Source organism: Sphingomonas sp. BL2, from assembly GCF_056680015.1.
On record NZ_CM155261.1, the window covers coordinates 877,495 to 894,736 of the forward strand.

Genomic DNA, 17,242 nt, shown 5'->3' on the forward strand with positions numbered 1-17,242 from the left:
CAGTACGTACGTCGCGCCCTCCCCTAACCCCTCCCGCAAGCGAGAGGGGAATTACGAATAAAACGGCGCGGCGACATCCTCGCGCACCCGCATCAACCGCCCGGTCCCCCGATCCAGCAAAGCCCAGGTCGTCACCGCTTCCAGCTTAACCCGCCCGTCATCCCCGACAAACCGAACATGCCGATCGAACCGAGCCCCCTTCGGCGCGCCCTCGACCCAAGTCTCACCAACAACGGTCTCCCCCGAAACGACACTCCCGCGGTAATCAATCTCATGCCGCGTCACGACCCACACATACGCCAGCTTGTGCTCAGGTGGCGCCACGGCCTCCCAATGCGCCGTCGCGATGGCCTGGATCCACTGCACCCAGACCGCATTGTTCACATGCCCAAGCTCGTCGATATCCGCGTCCTGCGCGGTGATCGAGAGCGTGAACCGGCTCACCCCGCGACGCCCAGCTGCCACAGCACGAACGCGTGTTCCTCCGCGCCCTCACGCAGCGACTCGAACCGCCCCGACTTGCCGCCATGCCCCGCGCCCATGTTGGTCTTGAGCAACAGCACGTTATCGTCGGTCTTCATCAGCCGCAGCTTCGCCGCCCACTTCGCCGGCTCCCAATAGGTCACGCGCGGATCGTTGAGCCCGCCGCTGATGAACATCGGCGGATAAGCCTGCGCCTTCACGTTGTCATACGGCGAATACGACTGGATCAGCTTGAACGCAGCCTCATCCTCGATCGGATTGCCCCATTCCGGCCACTCGCCCGGCGTCAGCGGCAGGCTCTCGTCGAGCATCGTGTTCAGCACGTCGACGAACGGCACGTCCGCGATCACCGCGCCCCACAGCTCGGGATCGGAATTGACCACCGCGCCCATCAGCTCGCCACCGGCAGACCGCCCCGCGATCGCGATCTTGCCCGCGGACGTCCACTGCGCGTCGGCCAGCGCCTTCGCCACATCGACGAAATCGTTGAACGTGTTCGCGCGCTTCTCCAGCTTGCCATCCAGATACCATTGCTGGCCCAGATCGTCGCCGCCACGGATATGCGCGATCGCATAGGCGAACCCGCGATCGAGCAGGCTCATGCGGCCCGTCGAGAAGCCCGGCGGAATCGCATAGCCGTACGCGCCATACGCATAGAGGAACAAAGGCGCCGACCCATCGCGAACGAACCCGGCCGGATACACGATCGAGACCGGGATCTCCGTCCCGTCCCGCGCGGTAATCTTGAGCCGCTCGGTCGCGTATTTCGCCGCGTCATACCCGCTCGGAATCTCCTGCACCTTGAGCATCGTCCGCTCACCGGTATCGACGTCATAGTCGTACACGGTGCCAGGCGTCACCATCGACTCATACCCAAGCCGCAACACCGTCATGTCGTATTCGGGATTATCCCCCAGCCCAGCGACATAGCTCGCTTCGGGGAAGTCGATCCGCTTGCCCTCGGTCGGCGTCTCGTACCGGTGGATCGCGATCTGATCGAGACCGTCCTCGCGCCCATCGACGACGAAGAAGTCCTGATAGCACTCGACCCCGGTCATGTAGAAATGCGGGCTCGCCGGAATCAGCTCGCTCCACGCATCCGGCTCCTCGATCAGCGCGGTGCACAGCCGAAAATTCGGATCGACGTCGTTGGTATGGATGAACAGCGTCCCGTCATGCTCGTCCACGTCATATTCGCGGCCCACCTTCCGCGCCGAAACCAGGATCGGCACCGCCAGAGGCTCGTGCGCAGGCAGCAGATACAGCTCGCTCGTCACATGGTCGCTGGTCGCGATCACGATCCACTTGCGCGAACTCGTCTCGCCGACACCGACGCGAAAACCCTCGTCTTCTTCGTGGAACAGCACGACGTCCTCGGAGATCGGCGTCCCCAACCGGTGGAACCGCGCATTGTCGGTCCGCCACTGCTCGTTCGCCAGACCGTACAGGAAGCCCGCATCGTCCGCGGTCCAGACGATCTCGCTGAGCATCCCCGGGATCACGTCGGGCAGATGCTCGCCGGTATCCAAATCCTTGACCCGAACCTCGAACCGCTCGCTCCCATTGTCGTCGATCGCATAAGCGAGATAGCGCCCGTCATTGCTGATCGAGAACGCGCCGAGCCGGAAATACTCGTGCCCCTCCGCCAGCGCCGGCTCGTCGAGCAACAGCTCGTCGTCACCACCCGCAACGGGTTTCCGCCACCATTTCTTGTACTGCCCGCCGGTCTCGTACGCGGTCCAGTACAGCCAATCGCCATCCTTCTGCGGCACCGAGGATTCGTCCTCCTTGATGCGCGCCTTCATCTCTTCGTAGATCGTGTCGGTAAGCGCTTCGTGCGGCGCCATCTGCTCTTCGAAATACACATTCTCGGCAGCGAGATACGCGAGCACATCGGCGTCATCGACCTCCGGATAGTTCGGATCCTTCAGCCACGCATAGGGATCCTCGATCGTCACGCCATGCGTGGTGAAGCTGTGCGGGCGCTGTTCGGCGATGGGGGGCGTGGTCATGCGGGTGTGTTAGCCGTGCCGCGGGTGTAAGCCAAACGCTGTGGCATTGGGAAGAACCGATCCCCGCCACAACCACCACCCCGGCGAAGGCCGGGGCCCAGTTGGAAAGGTCGAAGTAACGGCGCACAGTCCTCCGTTACAACCGTCCCCCAACTGGGCCCCGGCCTCCGCCGGGGTGGTGATTGGTGTGAGCGACCGTCCACCAATCCTGTTCTCCCGCGAAGGCGGGGACCCAGACTGGGCTCCCGCCTTCGCGGGAGAACAAGGGGTCGGTAGAGTCGGTTGCTAGTCCAGCGAACGTGCGTCCGGCGAGGTGTCGCCCCTCGCCGCTGTCCTACAAACCGCGTTTCTGCCACAACGCCCGGCATCACCCGGCAAACCCCGCTGCAATACCAACGGGACGCGCATCGCAACCTCGCCAGACTGTGAACTTTGTGAACTTCGGCCCCAACGAGAGACCCAAGACATGCCCCCGCTGACCGACCGCCTCACTGCCCTCCGCACCCAACTCGCCACCCAAAACCTCGACGGCTTCGTCATCCCGCTCACCGACGAACACATGAGCGAATATGTCGGCGGCTACGCGCAGCGCCTCGCCTGGCTAACCGGCTTCGGCGGCTCGGCCGGCACCGCCGTCGTCCTCGCCGACAGCGCGGCGATCTTCACCGACGGCCGCTACACCATCCAGGTCCGCGAACAGGTCGACGGCGCGCAGTGGAACTATGCCGATGTCCCCCAGACCAGCCCCGCCGCCTGGCTTGCCAAGCACGCCCCCGAAGGCGGCCGGATCGGCTACGACCCGTGGCTCCACACCGGCACCTGGGTCGCGGACGCCACCACGGCTCTCGCCGACCGCGGCGCAACGCTGGTAGCGGTCGACGCCAACCCCATCGACGCGATCTGGACCGACCGCCCCGCCCCCTCGCCCGCCAAGCTCACCGTCCAGCCCGACCAGTTCACCGGCGCCTCCTCCGCCGAAAAGCGCGCGAAGATCGCCGACTGGCTCTCCGAGCAGAACGCCGACGCGGTCGTCCTCACCGCACTCGATTCGATCGCCTGGGCACTCAACGTCCGTGGCGGCGACGTCGATCACACCCCCGTCGCGCTGTCCTACGCGATCGTGAGCGCGGACGGCACGACCGACCTGTTCGTCGCCCCCGACAAGCTCGACGACGCGGTACGCCAGCATCTCGGCAACGCGGTCCGCCTCCACGACCGCAGCGCGTTCGCCGCAGCCCTCGCCACCTATGCCGGCAAGCGCGTCGCCGCCGATCCCGAGCGCGCCGTCGCTGCAATCACGCAAGCACTCCAGGCCGGCGGCGCGAAGATCCTCCCCCTCCGCGACCCCGTCGTCCTCGCCAAGGCGATCAAGAACCCGGTCGAGATCGCCGGCCACCGCGCCGCGTCCGCCCGCGACGGCGCCGCGCTCGCGCGCTTCCTCCGCTGGGTCGAGACCGAGTGCGTGAAGGGCGGCCAGACCGAACTCAGCGCCGCCGCCAAGCTGCTAGCCTTCCGCGAACAGACCGGCGTCCTGAAGGACACATCGTTCGACACGATCTCCGCGACCGGCCCGCACGGCGCGATCCCGCACTACCACGTCACCGAGGAATCCAGCGCGCCGATCGAACCGGGTCAGCTCTACCTGATCGACTCCGGCGGCCAATATGCGGACGGCACCACCGACGTCACCCGCGTCATGCCGATCGGCGAACCGACCGAAGAGATGCGCGACCGCTTCACGCGCGTCCTGAAGGGCCATATCGGCATCGCCGCCGCGGTCTTCCCCGACGGCACGATGGGCGGCCAGATCGACGCCTTCGCGCGCCGTCCGCTCTGGGAAGCCGGCCTCGATTTCGCGCATGGCACCGGCCACGGCATCGGCGCCTATCTCGCGGTCCACGAAGGCCCGCAGCGGATCGCCTCGCCCAACTACCCCGGCGGCGCGGCGATGGAGCCGTTGCGCGCCGGCATGATGCTCTCCAACGAGCCCGGCTATTACAAGGCCGGCGAATACGGCATCCGGATCGAGAACCTGATCCTGATCGAACCCCGCACGATCCCCGGCGCCGACCGCGAGATGCTCGGCTTCGAGACGCTCACCTTCTGCCCGATCGAGCGAACGCTAATCGAGCCGACGCTGCTGACCGCGGCAGAACGCCAATGGGTCGACGATTATCACGCGCAGGTGCTGGCGGTCCTGACCCCCGAAATGACCGACGCGGAGGATCGCGCCTGGCTCACCGCCAAGTGCGCGCCGCTCAGCTAGAAGGCTCGTCCTTGATCGCAGGCGCAGCCCCGACGGCACGCGCCTGCGCCTTCCGCCGCCGCAGATTCTCGCGCAGCGCGCCGGCCATGCGCTCGGCTTTCTCCGCCGCCTTCCGATCCCGATCGTCCATAAATACGCCCTATATCGGGCCGCGATGCCTTGACAACCGCGCCGCCCTCGTCTCTTAGCGCCACTCCGCCGGCAGCGATGCCAGCGAGTGCTGCCGTAGCTCAGTGGTAGAGCGCATCCTTGGTAAGGCTGAGGTCGTGAGTTCAATCCTCACCGGCAGCACCAGTTTTCAATGACTTAGGGCGGAAACGCCCTAAGTCGTTTGACTGGGTCACCATTGGGTCACTCAGTACCGGCATCCGGCAGTCCTTAGGTATGCGGCGAGGCGTTGGACGTTTGCGACGAGTGAGCAATTGCCGCTGTGAGAGCCCAGCTAGAAATCGACAGACGCCGCACTCACAAATTTTTGTTTTACAGCTGCGCTAGGGATCATCCCGATGTGACATTCGGAACACGGGTCACCGGAAGTCAGGCGGACCGAGGCCTGCATCAGTGAGACCATCGCCTTGTCTCAACGACGACCCGGTGCTTGTCAGCTTCGTTGGGATAACGCACGTCTCAAACGAGGGGTTACCACGGAGACGTGGCGCGATTCGCAATTGCGTTGAAGGCTGTAGCGGCTGGACTATCAAGCCCTAGCCCGTGAACCCCACCGGCGATAACCTGATCGCTCGTCCGGACTCTTCCTGCGGGGAACACGCGTGAATCACTTGATCTGGTGGCAGCTGCGCCGTGGAAGCGGGCTGTTTTCACGACCTTCGCGCTCAGCCTCTCGTTCTTCGAGGCGGTGCTGCTGGACGCGCTGCTGCGCGGCGGTGGTCGCGAAGCACTGATCCTTGCCGACCCGGAAGGCATATGCGCTGGTCTCAGTGAGCAGGGAGCGCGCCGGGCTGGTCGGGACTACGAGATCGAACCCGTCGCCTGCTCGACAGGAGTATTTCATCCCAAGCTCAGCGTGCTGATCGGCGACACGGATGGACACACCGTACTTGATGATCTCGTCGATCGACTTATTCGAGAATGCCGGCCCGAGGTCACGCCGAAGCACATTGTCGATGTCGCTCTCGCTCTTGAGATTGCCGCGCTAAACATGACTGCTAAACCATCGGTCGGCGACCACAGCGAACATCCGCATCTCGCGAACCCTGTCCGATATGACTGCGGTTTCGCGCCCCATCGCACGTTCGGCCGCCGGATTCGCGCCGGACCGTACTTGTCTCAACAACTCTAGTGCACGCTGCCTTGCCTGATCCGTTGTCCACGGCGAGCCGTTTTACAGGCATGCGCCACGTAGCTGACATGCCGGGTACTACGACGCGGGGCACCTGAACTTTTGAGCTAGGTGCTCGGCGCCATTGAAGCTCTAGCGACGGCGCACGATCAGAACGCGATCATCACCTTGCCGAAATGGCCGGCGGCGGCGAAGTAGCGGACGGCGTCCGGTGCGTCGTCGAAGGCGAAGGTCCGGTCGACGACTGTCGTCATGCCGTCCGCCACCATCGCGTTGAGCAGGTCTACGAACATCGCGCGGCTGCCGTTGGCGATACCGCGGAGCGTCACGTTCTTGACGATGAGCGACAGATAATCGGGGATCGCCGGCCCCTCGCCCGGCGACACGCCGACGACGATGATCCGCGCATTGGCTGCGCACGCGGCGATCGACTGGCCCAGCGTATCGGCGCCGCCGGTTTCGATCACGATGTCGGCGCCCTTGCCGTCCGTCTTTGCAATCACCTCGGCTGCCCAATCGGGGGACGTCCGGTAGTTGACAATGATGTCCGCGCCGAGCGTCCGCGCCGTCTCGAGTTTCGCATCGTGGGACGAGGTGATCGCGACCCGCGCACCGCGCGCCTTGGCGATCTTCAGCGCGGCCAGCGAGACGCTGCCGGTGCCGAGGCACAGGACGGTGTCGCCCGCCTCGACGTCACAGATCTCGACCAGCGCGTTCCAGGCCGTCAGCGCCGCGGACGCAAGCCCCGCGACATCGGCATCGGCCAGCGTATCGGGCACCCGGATGAGCGCCGCCGCGGGCAGGACGATGCGCTCGGCCAGCCAGCCGTCGTGCGTGATGCCGATATCATGCGCGAAAACGTCCGGCCGGAACGCGCCGTCCAGCCAGCTTGCGAAATGGCCGCAGACAACGCGGTCGCCGACGGCGATCTCGGTCACGCCCTCCCCGATCGCGACGACCTCGCCGACGCCTTCGGACATCGGGATGCGGGTCTCAGGCTGGCGAGGACCGTAAGTACCGCGTAACAGTTGCACGTCGCGGCTGATAAGCCCGACGAGACGCGGTGCGACCAGCGCTTCGCCGGGGCCAGCGGCGGGCTCGGGCAGGGTCGTCGCGACGAGCGCGTCGATCCCGTCCTGCGCGCCAATTTGATAAGCTTTCATCGAAGTCTCCTGAGTTAGGCGCACGACCGGCACATCAATCGAATGCCCGTGGACCGGGCTTGAAGGCGTGGCGGTGGGCGCGCGATGCGATTACGAGCGCCAGCAACGTCGGCGCCAGCACGGCCCAGGCTAGCGAACTGGCGCCGAGATGGTCGAGCATAACGCCGCCGACGATCCCGCCTGCGGCGATCGCAGCATTCCACGTCGTTGTCAGCATCGCGTTCGCCAGATCGACGCCGTCGCCCGCGGCATCGGCCAGCGCGGTCTGGAGTTGCGTCGCCGCGCCGCCGAACGACAGGCCCCACAGGATCGTCGCCGCAATCGTCACGACGGGGTTGGCCGCAAACAGTCCGAACGCCAGCGATACCGCCGCAAATGCCGTAAGGCTGACGAGTATCAATGGTCGCAACGCCCGGTCGATCAGCACGCCCGTCACCCAGATTCCGACGAGCGCGGCCACGCCAAACCCGAGCAGAACGAGGTCGAGCCGGCCTTGCACACCCGATAACGCGGCTACCGGCGCGATATAAGTATAGAGGATATTATGCGCCGTGATCCACGCGAACAGCGTGACGAGCACGGTCCGTACGCCCGGCGTGCGGAAAACGCGCGCGATCGACAGTCGCTGTTCCGCCGGCTGTCCGGGGAAATCCGGCACCTGCCACAGCACCCAGCCAATCAGGACCAGCGTCGTGATCGACATCAGCCCGAACGCCATGCGCCAGCCGAGCGTGGTGCCCAGCATCGCCCCCAGCGGAACACCGATCGACAGCGCCAGCGGCGTACCGACCATCGCGATCGCCAACGCCTTGCCGCGCAAGGGCGCGACGACCATCCGCCGCGCATAGCCGGCAATGATTCCCCAGCCGAGCCCCGCCGCGACCCCACCCATGAACCGCGCGACCAGCGTCAGCGCGTAAGAGGTCGATACCGCGGTCACGCAATTGAAGATCAGGAAACCGACAATCGCGACCAGCAGCGTCGGCTTGCGACGCCAACCTTGCGTGTACAGCGTGAGCGGGATCGCCGCGAGCAGCGACCCGACCGCATAGACCGTCACCGTCTGCCCGGCGAGCGACTCCGATACGTCCAGTCCCGCTGCCATGTGCGGCAACAGACCGGCAGGCAGCGTCTCGGTCAGGATCGCGGTGAAGCCGGTCATCGCCAGCGCCAATAGCGCGGAGATCGGCAGCGTTTCGCTCGCCCCGGCGTCGGTCGGACTATGGTTTGGGCGCACGGAATACTCACTTCTGGATCGACTGATCCGGTTCAGTCGACGACCGAGGGCGGCTTGTCAACGAATAGTGCATCGATTAATCCACAACGCTTGGAGCGGAGACTTATGGCACGGAGCGGACGACCGCGTGGTTTCGACCTGGATGCGGCGCTGGACAGCGCGATGCACCTGTTCTGGGAGCACGGGTATGAGGGCGCGTCGTTGCTGACCCTTCGCCACGCGATGGGTGACATCTCGTCGGCGAGTTTCTACGCGGCGTTCGGTTCGAAGGAAGCGCTGTATCGGGAAACGCTTGCGCGATATCTCGATCGGCATGGCAGCATCGTCGACGCACTCGACGACGAACGGTTGCCACCCCGCGCACGGCTCGAACAGGCGTTGCTGGGCTCGGTCGCGGTGCAGACCGATCTCGCGCATCCACAGGGCTGCATGGTCACGCTATCGGCAACGATTTCGTCCGCGGCAAGTGCGTCGACCCAGGCACTGACGCGCTCGGAACGCGAGGTTACACGGCAGGCCTTGCATCGGTGTATTACCGCTGGTGTGATCTCCGGCGATCTCGACCCCGCTGCCGATGTGGCGGGGCTGGTCGCGCTGTATGACGGGTTGGTGCTGGGCATCTCGATACAGGCACGCGACGGCGTCGCGGCAAACGCAATTCGCGCGGGGATCAAGTACGCGATGGCCGCGTGGGGAGATCGCTGCCACATTTCCCCGACCAGCCATTCGTAGTTCTGATCGACCCGCGCTTGGACGCTCAAGAACCTTTACAGCTTTTGACGGATGTCCGGAAGCGTCAGGCTCACCTTGCGGCATGCCGAGCCCATCCACCGCTCTACCGTATCGTTTCGGCGCTAGCGACGTCGATCAGTGCTGCAGGCCTTCCGATCAGAAAACCCTGGACCTGATCGCACCCCCAATGTTGCAATACCGATAGCTGCTCTTCGGTTTCGACGCCCTCCGCGACGATGACGAGGCCCAAGCTCTTGCCCAGTCCGATCGTCGCCTTGACGATCGAGGACGACGAGGCATGACTATGCATGGTCGCCACGAAACTCCGATCGATCTTGATCTTGTCGAAGGTAAATTCCTTGAGGTTGCTGAGCGAAGAATGGCCTGTACCGAAGTCGTCCATCACGAGCTTGGCGCCGTACTCGCGCAACCTCCCGAGCGTGGCGAGAACGTTGTCGCGCTGAAACCCCAACAGGGTCGCGCTCTCCGTCACCTCGATCTCCAATCGCTCGAACGCGACGCGCCAATGCCGTGCGGCATCGCATATCTCGGTCGCGAGGCCGATGGAACGAAACTGTATGGGCGACAGGTTGATGGCCAGCGAGACCTTCGGATCCCAGGTCGATGCAGCCTGGAGCGCCTGATCGATCACCCATGACCCGATCGTGTCGATAAGCCCGCTGGACTCGGCGATGGGTATGAAGACGTCCGGAGGTATGTCGCCCAGGCTGGGATGCCGCCAGCGGAGCAAGGCCTCGTAAGCGACGATCTCGAGCGAGACGGTGTCGGCGATCGGCTGGAACACCAGACGGAGTTCGTTCGCCGGGACGGCGTTCTCAAGGTCCCTGGCGAGCCGGACGCGCTGGCTTTCCTCGTCCTTCAGATGCTTGTTGTAGATGCGTGCGGTGTTTCTCCCGTCGGCCTTGGCGCGATACAGTGCGAGATCCGCGAGTTCGTGAAGTTCGTCTCCGGTCTGACCAGATTCCGAAAGCGCTACTCCGACGCTCAGCTTGATCGCGACGCCCTCGTCCGTCGGGGCCGAGGCCATCTTGAAGATGCGTGAGATCAGCGCTTCCGTCGCCGCGGGTTGCGAACGTGCGACCTGGATAATGGCGAATTCATCGCCGCCGATGCGCGCAACCAGGTCGTCGCTGCGGACGCAGGACGACAAGAGCTGTGCCGCGCGCTTGAGCACACGGTCTCCGCCCGCATGGCCCAATCGATCGTTGATCGCCTTGAACGCGTCCAGATCGACGGCGAACACCGCCACCACGTCCCCGGTCCGCGCGCTGCGGGCGAGTTCGTGAGCGAGACGGTTCTCGAAGAGAAGGCGGTTCGCCAACCCCGTCAGCATGTCATGGTTGGCAAGGAATTCGGCGCGACGCTCGGCGGTCCGGCGGCTCTCAACGGCATTGCGATATTCGTACAACCCGCGCGCCAGATCGCCGAGCTCATCTGCCCGCTCCAGTCCGGGCACGTCTCCGTCGCTTTCACCGACCCGGAACTCACGCAGTCGCGCAGCCATGATCGTGATTGGCAAGACCAGTCTTCGACGAAGCCAGATGGCCATGCTGAATACGATGGCTACTATCGCCAGCCCGCCGAGTAGCACCGAGATGATATCCCGACGGCTCTCCCGGCGGTTCTTGTCCGCCGCCCTCCTGACCGCCGAGGTCAGTGCCTGTCGCACTTCGCTGCGGCGTGTCTCCAAAGCCGTGAGCGCGCCGAGGAACGGTGGCATGGCCGCTTTGATGCCCGCGGGTCTAGACCGGCTGGTGTCGATCAACTGGTTTGCAGCCAGGGCAAAAACGGCCTCGGCTTGCTGCACCTGCTGCATCGGGGCCGATCCCGCTTCCGATCCGCTATCGGGTAGTTGGGCTCCCAGCGACCCTTGCCGTTTAAACGCCGAGATCCGATTGCGAAGCGTGTCCCAGCGTGCGTCGGGAACCTTCAAGCCGCGTTCCGCATCGCGGGTCAGGCGACCAATATCCTGACGCAGCCGACGTTGTACCTGATCCAGCCGATCTTCTCGGCCCAGCGCATCGCTGAGTGACGTGATGCGCAGATCGGCCTGATGGATCTTGTTGCCGACCGACAAGCCGACGGCCAGCAGCGCTAGCGCCATGACGATGACCGATATGCAGGCAATGGATACGCGCGCCGATATGGATAGTCGCACAGGCTTCTCCCTGATCCTCGCTTGACGCCAAAGCGTTACGTTATGGTTAGAGGATCGTCGCATTGCTCGCTGCAACGCGCTTAGCCATCGCGAACACGGGGTCCTCGTTGAACATGTCGAATGCCTCGACGGCCTTGTCTCTTGCGCGCCCGGCGAAGGCAGCTGGCTAAAAAGGGTCGGACTGCGATGTGGGGAAGCGGACTCGACTGAGCTGAGCAGGGTTCGTCAACGCGTCCAATATGGCGGTATAAGGTTCCCAGACGTCAGAGCTTTACCCGGCAAAAACTGCGTCGATCGCGATCACCAAGGCTATGACCGCCCAGCCTTCCCACGTTCGAGGTACAGTCCGACCAGAACATAAGTGCCGCCGTGCGCCACGTGCATCAGGCCGCCGCGCATCGCGTGGATGTTGCCGGTGGCATCGAACACGACATCGAACATGTCGCCATCGCTCATTGTGCGAAGAGCCTCGGTCGCGCCGCCGTCGGCGACCACGATGGTCTCGAAACTCAGTTGGTCACGAACGAACGCCAGCCGGGTTGCACGCGTATCGAGGAAAGTGACCGACACGACGCCCATAATCCGGGCGAACAGCGCGGTGGCGACACCGGTCGGGCCTGCCCCCGTGACCAATATCCGCGCATCGGGTGTGGGCTTGGCGCGCTGTACCGCATGCGCGCCGATCGCCAGGAACTCGACCATCGCTGCCTGGTCCAGCGACAATCCCTGCGCATCGACGACCGATGCCTCGGGAATAGCGAGCCATTCGCACATGCCGCCATCGGTATGGACGCCGAGCACCGCGATGTTGACGCAGCAATTCGGTCGGTTGCAGCGGCAGGCGATACAGTGACCGCAAGCCCCGTACGGATTGACCGTGACGATCTGTCCGGGTGTGAAGCGGGAGCCGGTCGGTGCTTCGACGACTTCGCCCGCCAGCTCGTGGCCGATCAGGCGCGGATAGGACAGATAAGGCTGCGTCCCGGCATAAATGTGATAGTCCGTCCCGCAGAGCCCGGCACGGCGCATCCTGATCAGGACGTCGCCCTCCTCGCGGACGGGGCATCGGCTGGTCGGCGACGATGAGAGATCCCGGCGCGGCGCAAACCAGCGATTTCATGACGGTCTTCCTCGGCGTGGCGATGGTCTGTCGGAGTAGATCCTATAGCCCGAGTTCGGCCATCGTCACGACGCGGTGTTCGCGGGCGCTGATCTCGGCGGCGGTGCCGATCGCGACGGCGCGCAGGCCATCCTCCGCGGTGACCTGGACCGGGCCCTCGCCGCGGACCGCTGCGGCGAACGCGGCGTGCTGGTAGTAGGTCGCGCCTTCGTGCGAGCCGGCGGCCTTGGCAGCGGGGTCTACGGCAACGTGGGTACGCTCGACCTGCTTCGGGTTCAGGAAACCGACGCGGGGGGAATAGACGAGTTCGCCTGCGGGGATCAGCACGTCGAGGCGGGCGGCATCGCCGGTGGCGGACATCTCCTCCTGGTTCTCGGCACCGTCGGCGAACATGCTGAGGTCGAGCATCGCGCGCACGCCATTGGCAAAGTCGACGGTGGTGAAGCTGTTGTCGATGATGTCGGGGCGCTGGCCGTCATAGCGCTCATCGAGATGGTTCACGTCCATCGCGCCCGAGCAGTACACCCGCACCGCTTCGGAGCCGACGATCAGCCGCATCAGGTCGAAGAAGTGGCAGCATTTCTCCACCATCGTGCCGCCGGTGTTGGCGGAGAAGCGGTTCCAGTCGCCGACCTTGGGGAGGAACGGGAAGCGGTGTTCGCGGATCGAGAGCATCTGCAGCCGGCCGACGCGGCCTGCGCGCACCTGATCGATGAACGCGGCGGCGGGGGGCATGAAGCGGTATTCCATCCCGGTCCAGAACGGCTTTGCGTGAGTGGCAGCGCGCTCGACGATCCAGCGCGCGTCGTCGATTGTCGTCGCCAACGGCTTTTCGCAGAGGATAGCCGCGTCCATGTCGAACAGTCGTTCGAGCACTTCGCGGTGCGTGTTGTTGGGCGAGGCGATGACGATCGCGTCTACGTCGGCGCCTTTTGCTAAGGCCTCGACGCTGTCGAACCGCGCGACAGTGGCGGCGCGGTCGCCGAGCGCATCGGTCGCCCAGTCGATCGAGGTCGCGACCGGATCGGCGATCGCGACGATCTCCGCGCCCGGCAGGATCGCCAGGTTGCGAAGGTGTTCGACGCCCATCATGCCCGTTCCGACGACGCCGTATCTGATCGTGGCTACCAAGCTGTCATTCCCTATGCCATGGCCGCCTGCATGACGACGATCCGCCTTTCCAACGACCTTCGCCCGCTCGGCAAGAGCGAAATCCTTGTTTCGCCGATAGCCTGGGGCATGTGGCGGCTGGCCGGAGAGGTCGCCCCGGTCCACGCGATGATCGAGGCCGCGCTGTCGGCCGGGATCAACTTCTTCGACACCGCCGACATCTATGGCTGCGACGTGCCCGCCGGGTTCGGCTCGGCGGAGGAACTGTTCGGGCGTGCGCTGGCCGAAGACCGGTCAATGCGTGCGAAAATGGTGATCGCGACCAAGGCGGGCATCCGTCCCGGCATCCCGTATAATTCGAGCGCGACGTATCTGGCCGATGCGCTAGAGGCGTCGCTGACGCGGATCGGCGTCGAGCAAGTCGACCTGTACCAGATCCACCGCCGTGATTTCCTCACGCATCCGCACGAGGTGGCCGAGACGCTGACCCGGATGATCGACGCGGGCAAGATCCGCAGTATCGGCGTGTCGAACTACAGCGTGGACGAGTTCGACGCGTTGCAGGCTTTCTTGGGCCAGCCGATCGTCAGCACGCAGCCTGAGTTTTCGCCGTTGCGGACTGCGCCGCTATTCGACGGTACGCTCGATCACGCGATGCGGCTCGACGTCGCGGTGATGGCGTGGTCGCCGCTCGGTGGCGGGCGGCTGGCGCAGGGCGATCATCCGGCGGCCAAGCTGCTCGCCGAGCATGGCGCGCGCTACGGCGTCGATGCGGCGACCGCGACGCTGGCGTGGATCATGGCCCATCCGGCGCGGATCATTCCGATCGTCGGGTCGCAGAATCCGGCGCGGATCGCTGCGTCGGCGGAGGCCTACAGGGTCGAGTGGACGCGGGCCGAATGGTATGCGGTGCTGCAGGCGGGAATGGGTGAAGATTTGCCATGACGGTCCTGCCCCCTTGCGAAATCAGCTGGTTCTCCGCGCTGTGCGACGACGATTACGAGTTTCTCGGCGTGCCCGATGCGGCGCTGCAATCGAGCTGGGAGCATTGCCGCGACATCGTGATGCAGGCTGAGACCGCGGGCTACGACAATATCCTGCTGCCGTCGGGCTATGCGCTGGGGATCGACACGACCGCGTTCGCGGCGGGGATCGCGCCGATGCTGAAGCGCCTGCGGTTGCTGATGGCGGTGCGGATCGGCGAGAGCTGGCCGCCGCAACTCGCGCGCCAGATCGCGACGATCGATCGGATGTTGGGCGGACGGCTGGCGATCAACATCATCTCGAGCGACCTACCGGGCGAGAAGCTGGAGAGCGCGCCGCGGTATGCGCGGACGGTCGAGGCGATGCACATCCTGCGCACGTTGCTCGACGGCAGGCCGCTCGATCATGCTGGCGAGTTCTGGAAGCTGAAGGTCGATCCGCCGCGGGTGACGACGGTTTCGGGGAAATGCCCGGCGCTGTATTTCGGAGGGCTGTCGGAGGCTGCGCGCGATGCGGCGGCGGCCAATGCCGACGTGTATCTGATGTGGCCGGATACGATGGATGCGGTGCGCGCGATCGTTGCGGATTTGCGGTCGCGGGCGGCTAAGCATGGGCGCACGCTTAAGTTCGGCTACCGCGTGCATGTCGTCGTCCGCGAGACTGAGGCGGAAGCGCGTGCGGCGGCGAACCGGCTGTTGTCGAAACTCGACGATGCGGAAGGTCGCGCGATCCGCGAACGCTCGCTCGATTCTCAGTCCGCGGGCGTCCGCCGTCAGGCCGAACTGCGTGAAAACTCGGACGACGGCTATGCGGAGGCGAACCTCTGGACCGGGATCGGCCGCGCCCGCTCGGGCTGCGGCGCGGCGATCGTCGGCGATCCGGATCAGGTACTGGCGAAACTGAACGCGTACCGGGCGGAGGGGATCGATGCGTTTATTCTCTCTGGCTATCCGCATGCGGCGGAGGCCGATCTGTTCGCGCGGCATGTCTTGCCGCGGATCGAGCATGAGCCTTTGATGATTTGAACGCAGGCTTTCCCGGTAGGTAGCGCCACCCCGGCGGAGGCTGGGGCCCAGTTGGAAAGGTCGCAGTAACTAAAGACTGCGCGCAGTTGGCACCGTCCCCCAACTGGGCGCCGGCCTTCGCCGGGGTGGTGTGGGTTGGCGGTGGCCCTTCCCCGCCCCCTCCCCCTCCATGTTCTCCCGCGAAGGCGGGAGCCCAGTCTGGATTCCCGCCTTCGCGGGGAAACAAGCTTTCTCGCTCAAGTGGGATAACTGCCGAACAGATCCGAGGAGTCACTGAGCCCCACCCGCTGCAACCAAATAACCGGCTCGGCGAAGAGAAACTGGCTGGCCACCGCGCGCACCTCGTCCATGTTAGGCTCGTATGACCAAGCCTACCAAGACAGTCGCGCAACTCAGCGCCCGGGCGCGCGCGCTGTTATTCGCGCTCGTCGTCACCGCCGGCATCCTCAACCTCGTCGACCGCCAGATCATCTCCGTCCTCAAGCCGATCATCGCCACCGATCTCGGCTGGAGCGATGACGATTACGGCACGCTCGCCGCATGGTTCCAGGGCGGCGCGGCGTTCGCGTTCCTGTTTACCGGGTGGATCGTCGACAAGCTCGGCGTCAAATGGGCGAACCCGATCGGCGTCGCGGCGTGGAGCATCGCGGCGATGGCGCATGGCTGGGCTCGGTCGATGACCGAGTTCGTGATGATCCGCGTCAGCTTAGGCGCGACCGAGGCGATGGGGACGCCGACCGGGATCAAGACGATCGCGTCCGTGCTGCCCAAGAACTGGCGATCAAGCGGGTTCGGCGCGACCAACGCCGCCAACAGCATCGGCGCGATCCTGGCGCCGCTGGCAATCCCCGGCGTTGCCCTGCTGGTCGGGTGGCGCGGGACGTTCGTCGCGGCGGGCGCGCTCGGGCTTGTCTGGGCCGCGGTATGGCTGATCGCGACGCGCCGCGTGACCTTCTCCCCGCCAAGTCCGGTCGAGACAGACGCCGCGCCTCCGACCGATTACGGACCGATCCTCCGCAACCGCCAGACCTGGGCGGTTGCCGGTGCGAAAATCCTGTCCGACGCAACCTGGTGGCTGCTGTTGTTCTGGCTCCCCGACTTCTTCCACCGGCAATACGGCCTGACCGGCGTCGCGCTCGGCGTCCCGCTCGCGATTGCCTATGGTGGCGCGGCGGTCGGGTCGCTGCTCGGCGGCGGGGTTTCGACGCGGTTGCTGAGCCTCGGCTACAGCATCAACGCGGTTCGGAAAGGCATATTGTTGGTTGCCGCGCTCTGCGTGCTGCCGATCCCGCTGGTGCTCTACGCAGGCAATTACGCGATCACGATCGGGCTCATGGCACTGACGCTCGCCGCACATCAGGCATTCTCGACCAATCTCTTCGCGCTGATCGCCGACGTCGTGCCACAGGACAAGCTCGGTCGCGTGACCGCGTTCGGATCGTTCAGCGGCAATGTCGGCGGCATGGTGATCGCCAAGGTCGCGGGGCTCGTGCTCACTGCGGGCCTCGGCTATCTCCCGCTGTTCCTCTTCGCGAGCGTCTCGTACCTGCTCGCCGTCGGATGGATCCAACTGCTGCTGCCGACGCTGCGACCGGTCGAGGCGCGCTAAAGCTGACACGAAGCACCTGCAT

14 protein-coding genes and 1 tRNA gene are annotated in these 17,242 nt (G+C 65.1%); 7 read left to right on the forward strand and 8 right to left on the reverse strand.

What is annotated here, in order from left to right:
* Positions 1 to 51: 51 nt before the first annotated feature.
* Together AC1ME3_RS03910 and AC1ME3_RS03915 are read right to left on the reverse strand one after the other, a co-directional pair.
* Positions 52 to 444: an acyl-CoA thioesterase gene (locus AC1ME3_RS03910; RefSeq protein ID WP_480954936.1), complete on the reverse strand. Its 393-nt coding sequence runs from the start codon at positions 442 to 444 to the stop codon at positions 52 to 54.
* On the reverse strand, positions 441 to 2,495 hold the full coding sequence (locus tag AC1ME3_RS03915; protein ID WP_480954937.1) for a S9 family peptidase: 2,055 nt from the start codon (positions 2,493 to 2,495) through the stop codon (positions 441 to 443). The genes AC1ME3_RS03910 and AC1ME3_RS03915 overlap by 4 nt, the downstream gene beginning before the upstream one ends.
* A 466-nt stretch (positions 2,496 to 2,961) precedes the next feature.
* Between AC1ME3_RS03915 and AC1ME3_RS03920 the strand changes: the two genes are divergently transcribed.
* Positions 2,962 to 4,761 carry an aminopeptidase P family protein gene (locus tag AC1ME3_RS03920; protein ID WP_480954938.1) on the forward strand — a complete coding sequence of 600 codons (1,800 nt, stop codon included), beginning with the start codon at positions 2,962 to 2,964 and terminating at the stop codon, positions 4,759 to 4,761.
* On the opposite strand, the gene AC1ME3_RS03925 is transcribed toward AC1ME3_RS03920, so the two are convergent.
* Positions 4,754 to 4,891, reverse strand: a complete 138-nt coding sequence (locus tag AC1ME3_RS03925; RefSeq protein WP_480954939.1) for a hypothetical protein — start codon at positions 4,889 to 4,891, stop codon at positions 4,754 to 4,756. The genes AC1ME3_RS03920 and AC1ME3_RS03925 overlap by 8 nt on opposite strands.
* An 89-nt stretch (positions 4,892 to 4,980) precedes the next feature.
* Here AC1ME3_RS03925 and AC1ME3_RS03930 point away from each other — a divergent pair.
* Both AC1ME3_RS03930 and AC1ME3_RS03935 read left to right on the forward strand, forming a co-directional pair.
* Positions 4,981 to 5,055: transfer RNA gene (locus tag AC1ME3_RS03930), tRNA-Thr, on the forward strand.
* 493 nt (positions 5,056 to 5,548) lie between these two features.
* Positions 5,549 to 6,061: a hypothetical protein gene (locus tag AC1ME3_RS03935; protein ID WP_480954940.1), complete on the forward strand. Its 513-nt coding sequence runs from the start codon at positions 5,549 to 5,551 to the stop codon at positions 6,059 to 6,061.
* 149 nt (positions 6,062 to 6,210) lie between these two features.
* On the opposite strand, the gene AC1ME3_RS03940 is transcribed toward AC1ME3_RS03935, so the two are convergent.
* On the reverse strand, positions 6,211 to 7,224 hold the full coding sequence (locus AC1ME3_RS03940) for a zinc-dependent alcohol dehydrogenase family protein (RefSeq protein ID WP_480954941.1): 1,014 nt from the start codon (positions 7,222 to 7,224) through the stop codon (positions 6,211 to 6,213).
* Positions 7,225 to 7,258: 34 nt separating this feature from the next.
* The gene (locus AC1ME3_RS03945; RefSeq protein WP_480954942.1) at positions 7,259 to 8,461 is read right to left on the reverse strand and encodes an MFS transporter; all 1,203 of its coding nucleotides are present in this window, start codon (positions 8,459 to 8,461) and stop codon (positions 7,259 to 7,261) included.
* A gap of 105 nt (positions 8,462 to 8,566) precedes the next feature.
* On the opposite strand from AC1ME3_RS03945, the gene AC1ME3_RS03950 reads away from it, so the two are divergent.
* Positions 8,567 to 9,193 carry a TetR/AcrR family transcriptional regulator gene (locus AC1ME3_RS03950; protein ID WP_480954943.1) on the forward strand — a complete coding sequence of 209 codons (627 nt, stop codon included), beginning with the start codon at positions 8,567 to 8,569 and terminating at the stop codon, positions 9,191 to 9,193.
* Between the two features lie 103 nt (positions 9,194 to 9,296).
* Here the strand turns inward: AC1ME3_RS03950 and AC1ME3_RS03955 are convergent, their stop codons facing one another.
* The 3 genes from AC1ME3_RS03955 to AC1ME3_RS03965 form a co-directional block, all read right to left on the reverse strand.
* Positions 9,297 to 11,318: a putative bifunctional diguanylate cyclase/phosphodiesterase gene (locus tag AC1ME3_RS03955; RefSeq protein WP_480954944.1), complete on the reverse strand. Its 2,022-nt coding sequence runs from the start codon at positions 11,316 to 11,318 to the stop codon at positions 9,297 to 9,299.
* Between the two features lie 363 nt (positions 11,319 to 11,681).
* A complete protein-coding gene (locus tag AC1ME3_RS03960; RefSeq protein ID WP_480954945.1) occupies positions 11,682 to 12,401 on the reverse strand; it encodes an alcohol dehydrogenase catalytic domain-containing protein in 720 nt (239 codons plus the stop codon).
* A gap of 133 nt (positions 12,402 to 12,534) precedes the next feature.
* On the reverse strand, positions 12,535 to 13,611 hold the full coding sequence (locus tag AC1ME3_RS03965; protein WP_480955755.1) for a Gfo/Idh/MocA family protein: 1,077 nt from the start codon (positions 13,609 to 13,611) through the stop codon (positions 12,535 to 12,537).
* Positions 13,612 to 13,653: 42 nt separating this feature from the next.
* Here AC1ME3_RS03965 and AC1ME3_RS03970 point away from each other — a divergent pair, with 42 nt between their 5' ends.
* The 3 genes from AC1ME3_RS03970 to AC1ME3_RS03980 all read left to right on the forward strand — a co-directional run bounded on the left by AC1ME3_RS03970 (position 13,654) and on the right by AC1ME3_RS03980 (position 17,220).
* Complete coding sequence (locus AC1ME3_RS03970; protein ID WP_480954946.1) at positions 13,654 to 14,547, forward strand: aldo/keto reductase; 894 nt, start codon at positions 13,654 to 13,656, stop codon at positions 14,545 to 14,547.
* Positions 14,544 to 15,611 carry an LLM class flavin-dependent oxidoreductase gene (locus AC1ME3_RS03975; RefSeq protein WP_480954947.1) on the forward strand — a complete coding sequence of 356 codons (1,068 nt, stop codon included), beginning with the start codon at positions 14,544 to 14,546 and terminating at the stop codon, positions 15,609 to 15,611. Before AC1ME3_RS03970 ends, AC1ME3_RS03975 begins: the two co-directional genes overlap by 4 nt.
* Before the next feature lie 361 nt (positions 15,612 to 15,972).
* Positions 15,973 to 17,220 carry an MFS transporter gene (locus AC1ME3_RS03980; RefSeq protein ID WP_480954948.1) on the forward strand — a complete coding sequence of 416 codons (1,248 nt, stop codon included), beginning with the start codon at positions 15,973 to 15,975 and terminating at the stop codon, positions 17,218 to 17,220.
* Positions 17,221 to 17,242 lie beyond the last annotated feature (22 nt).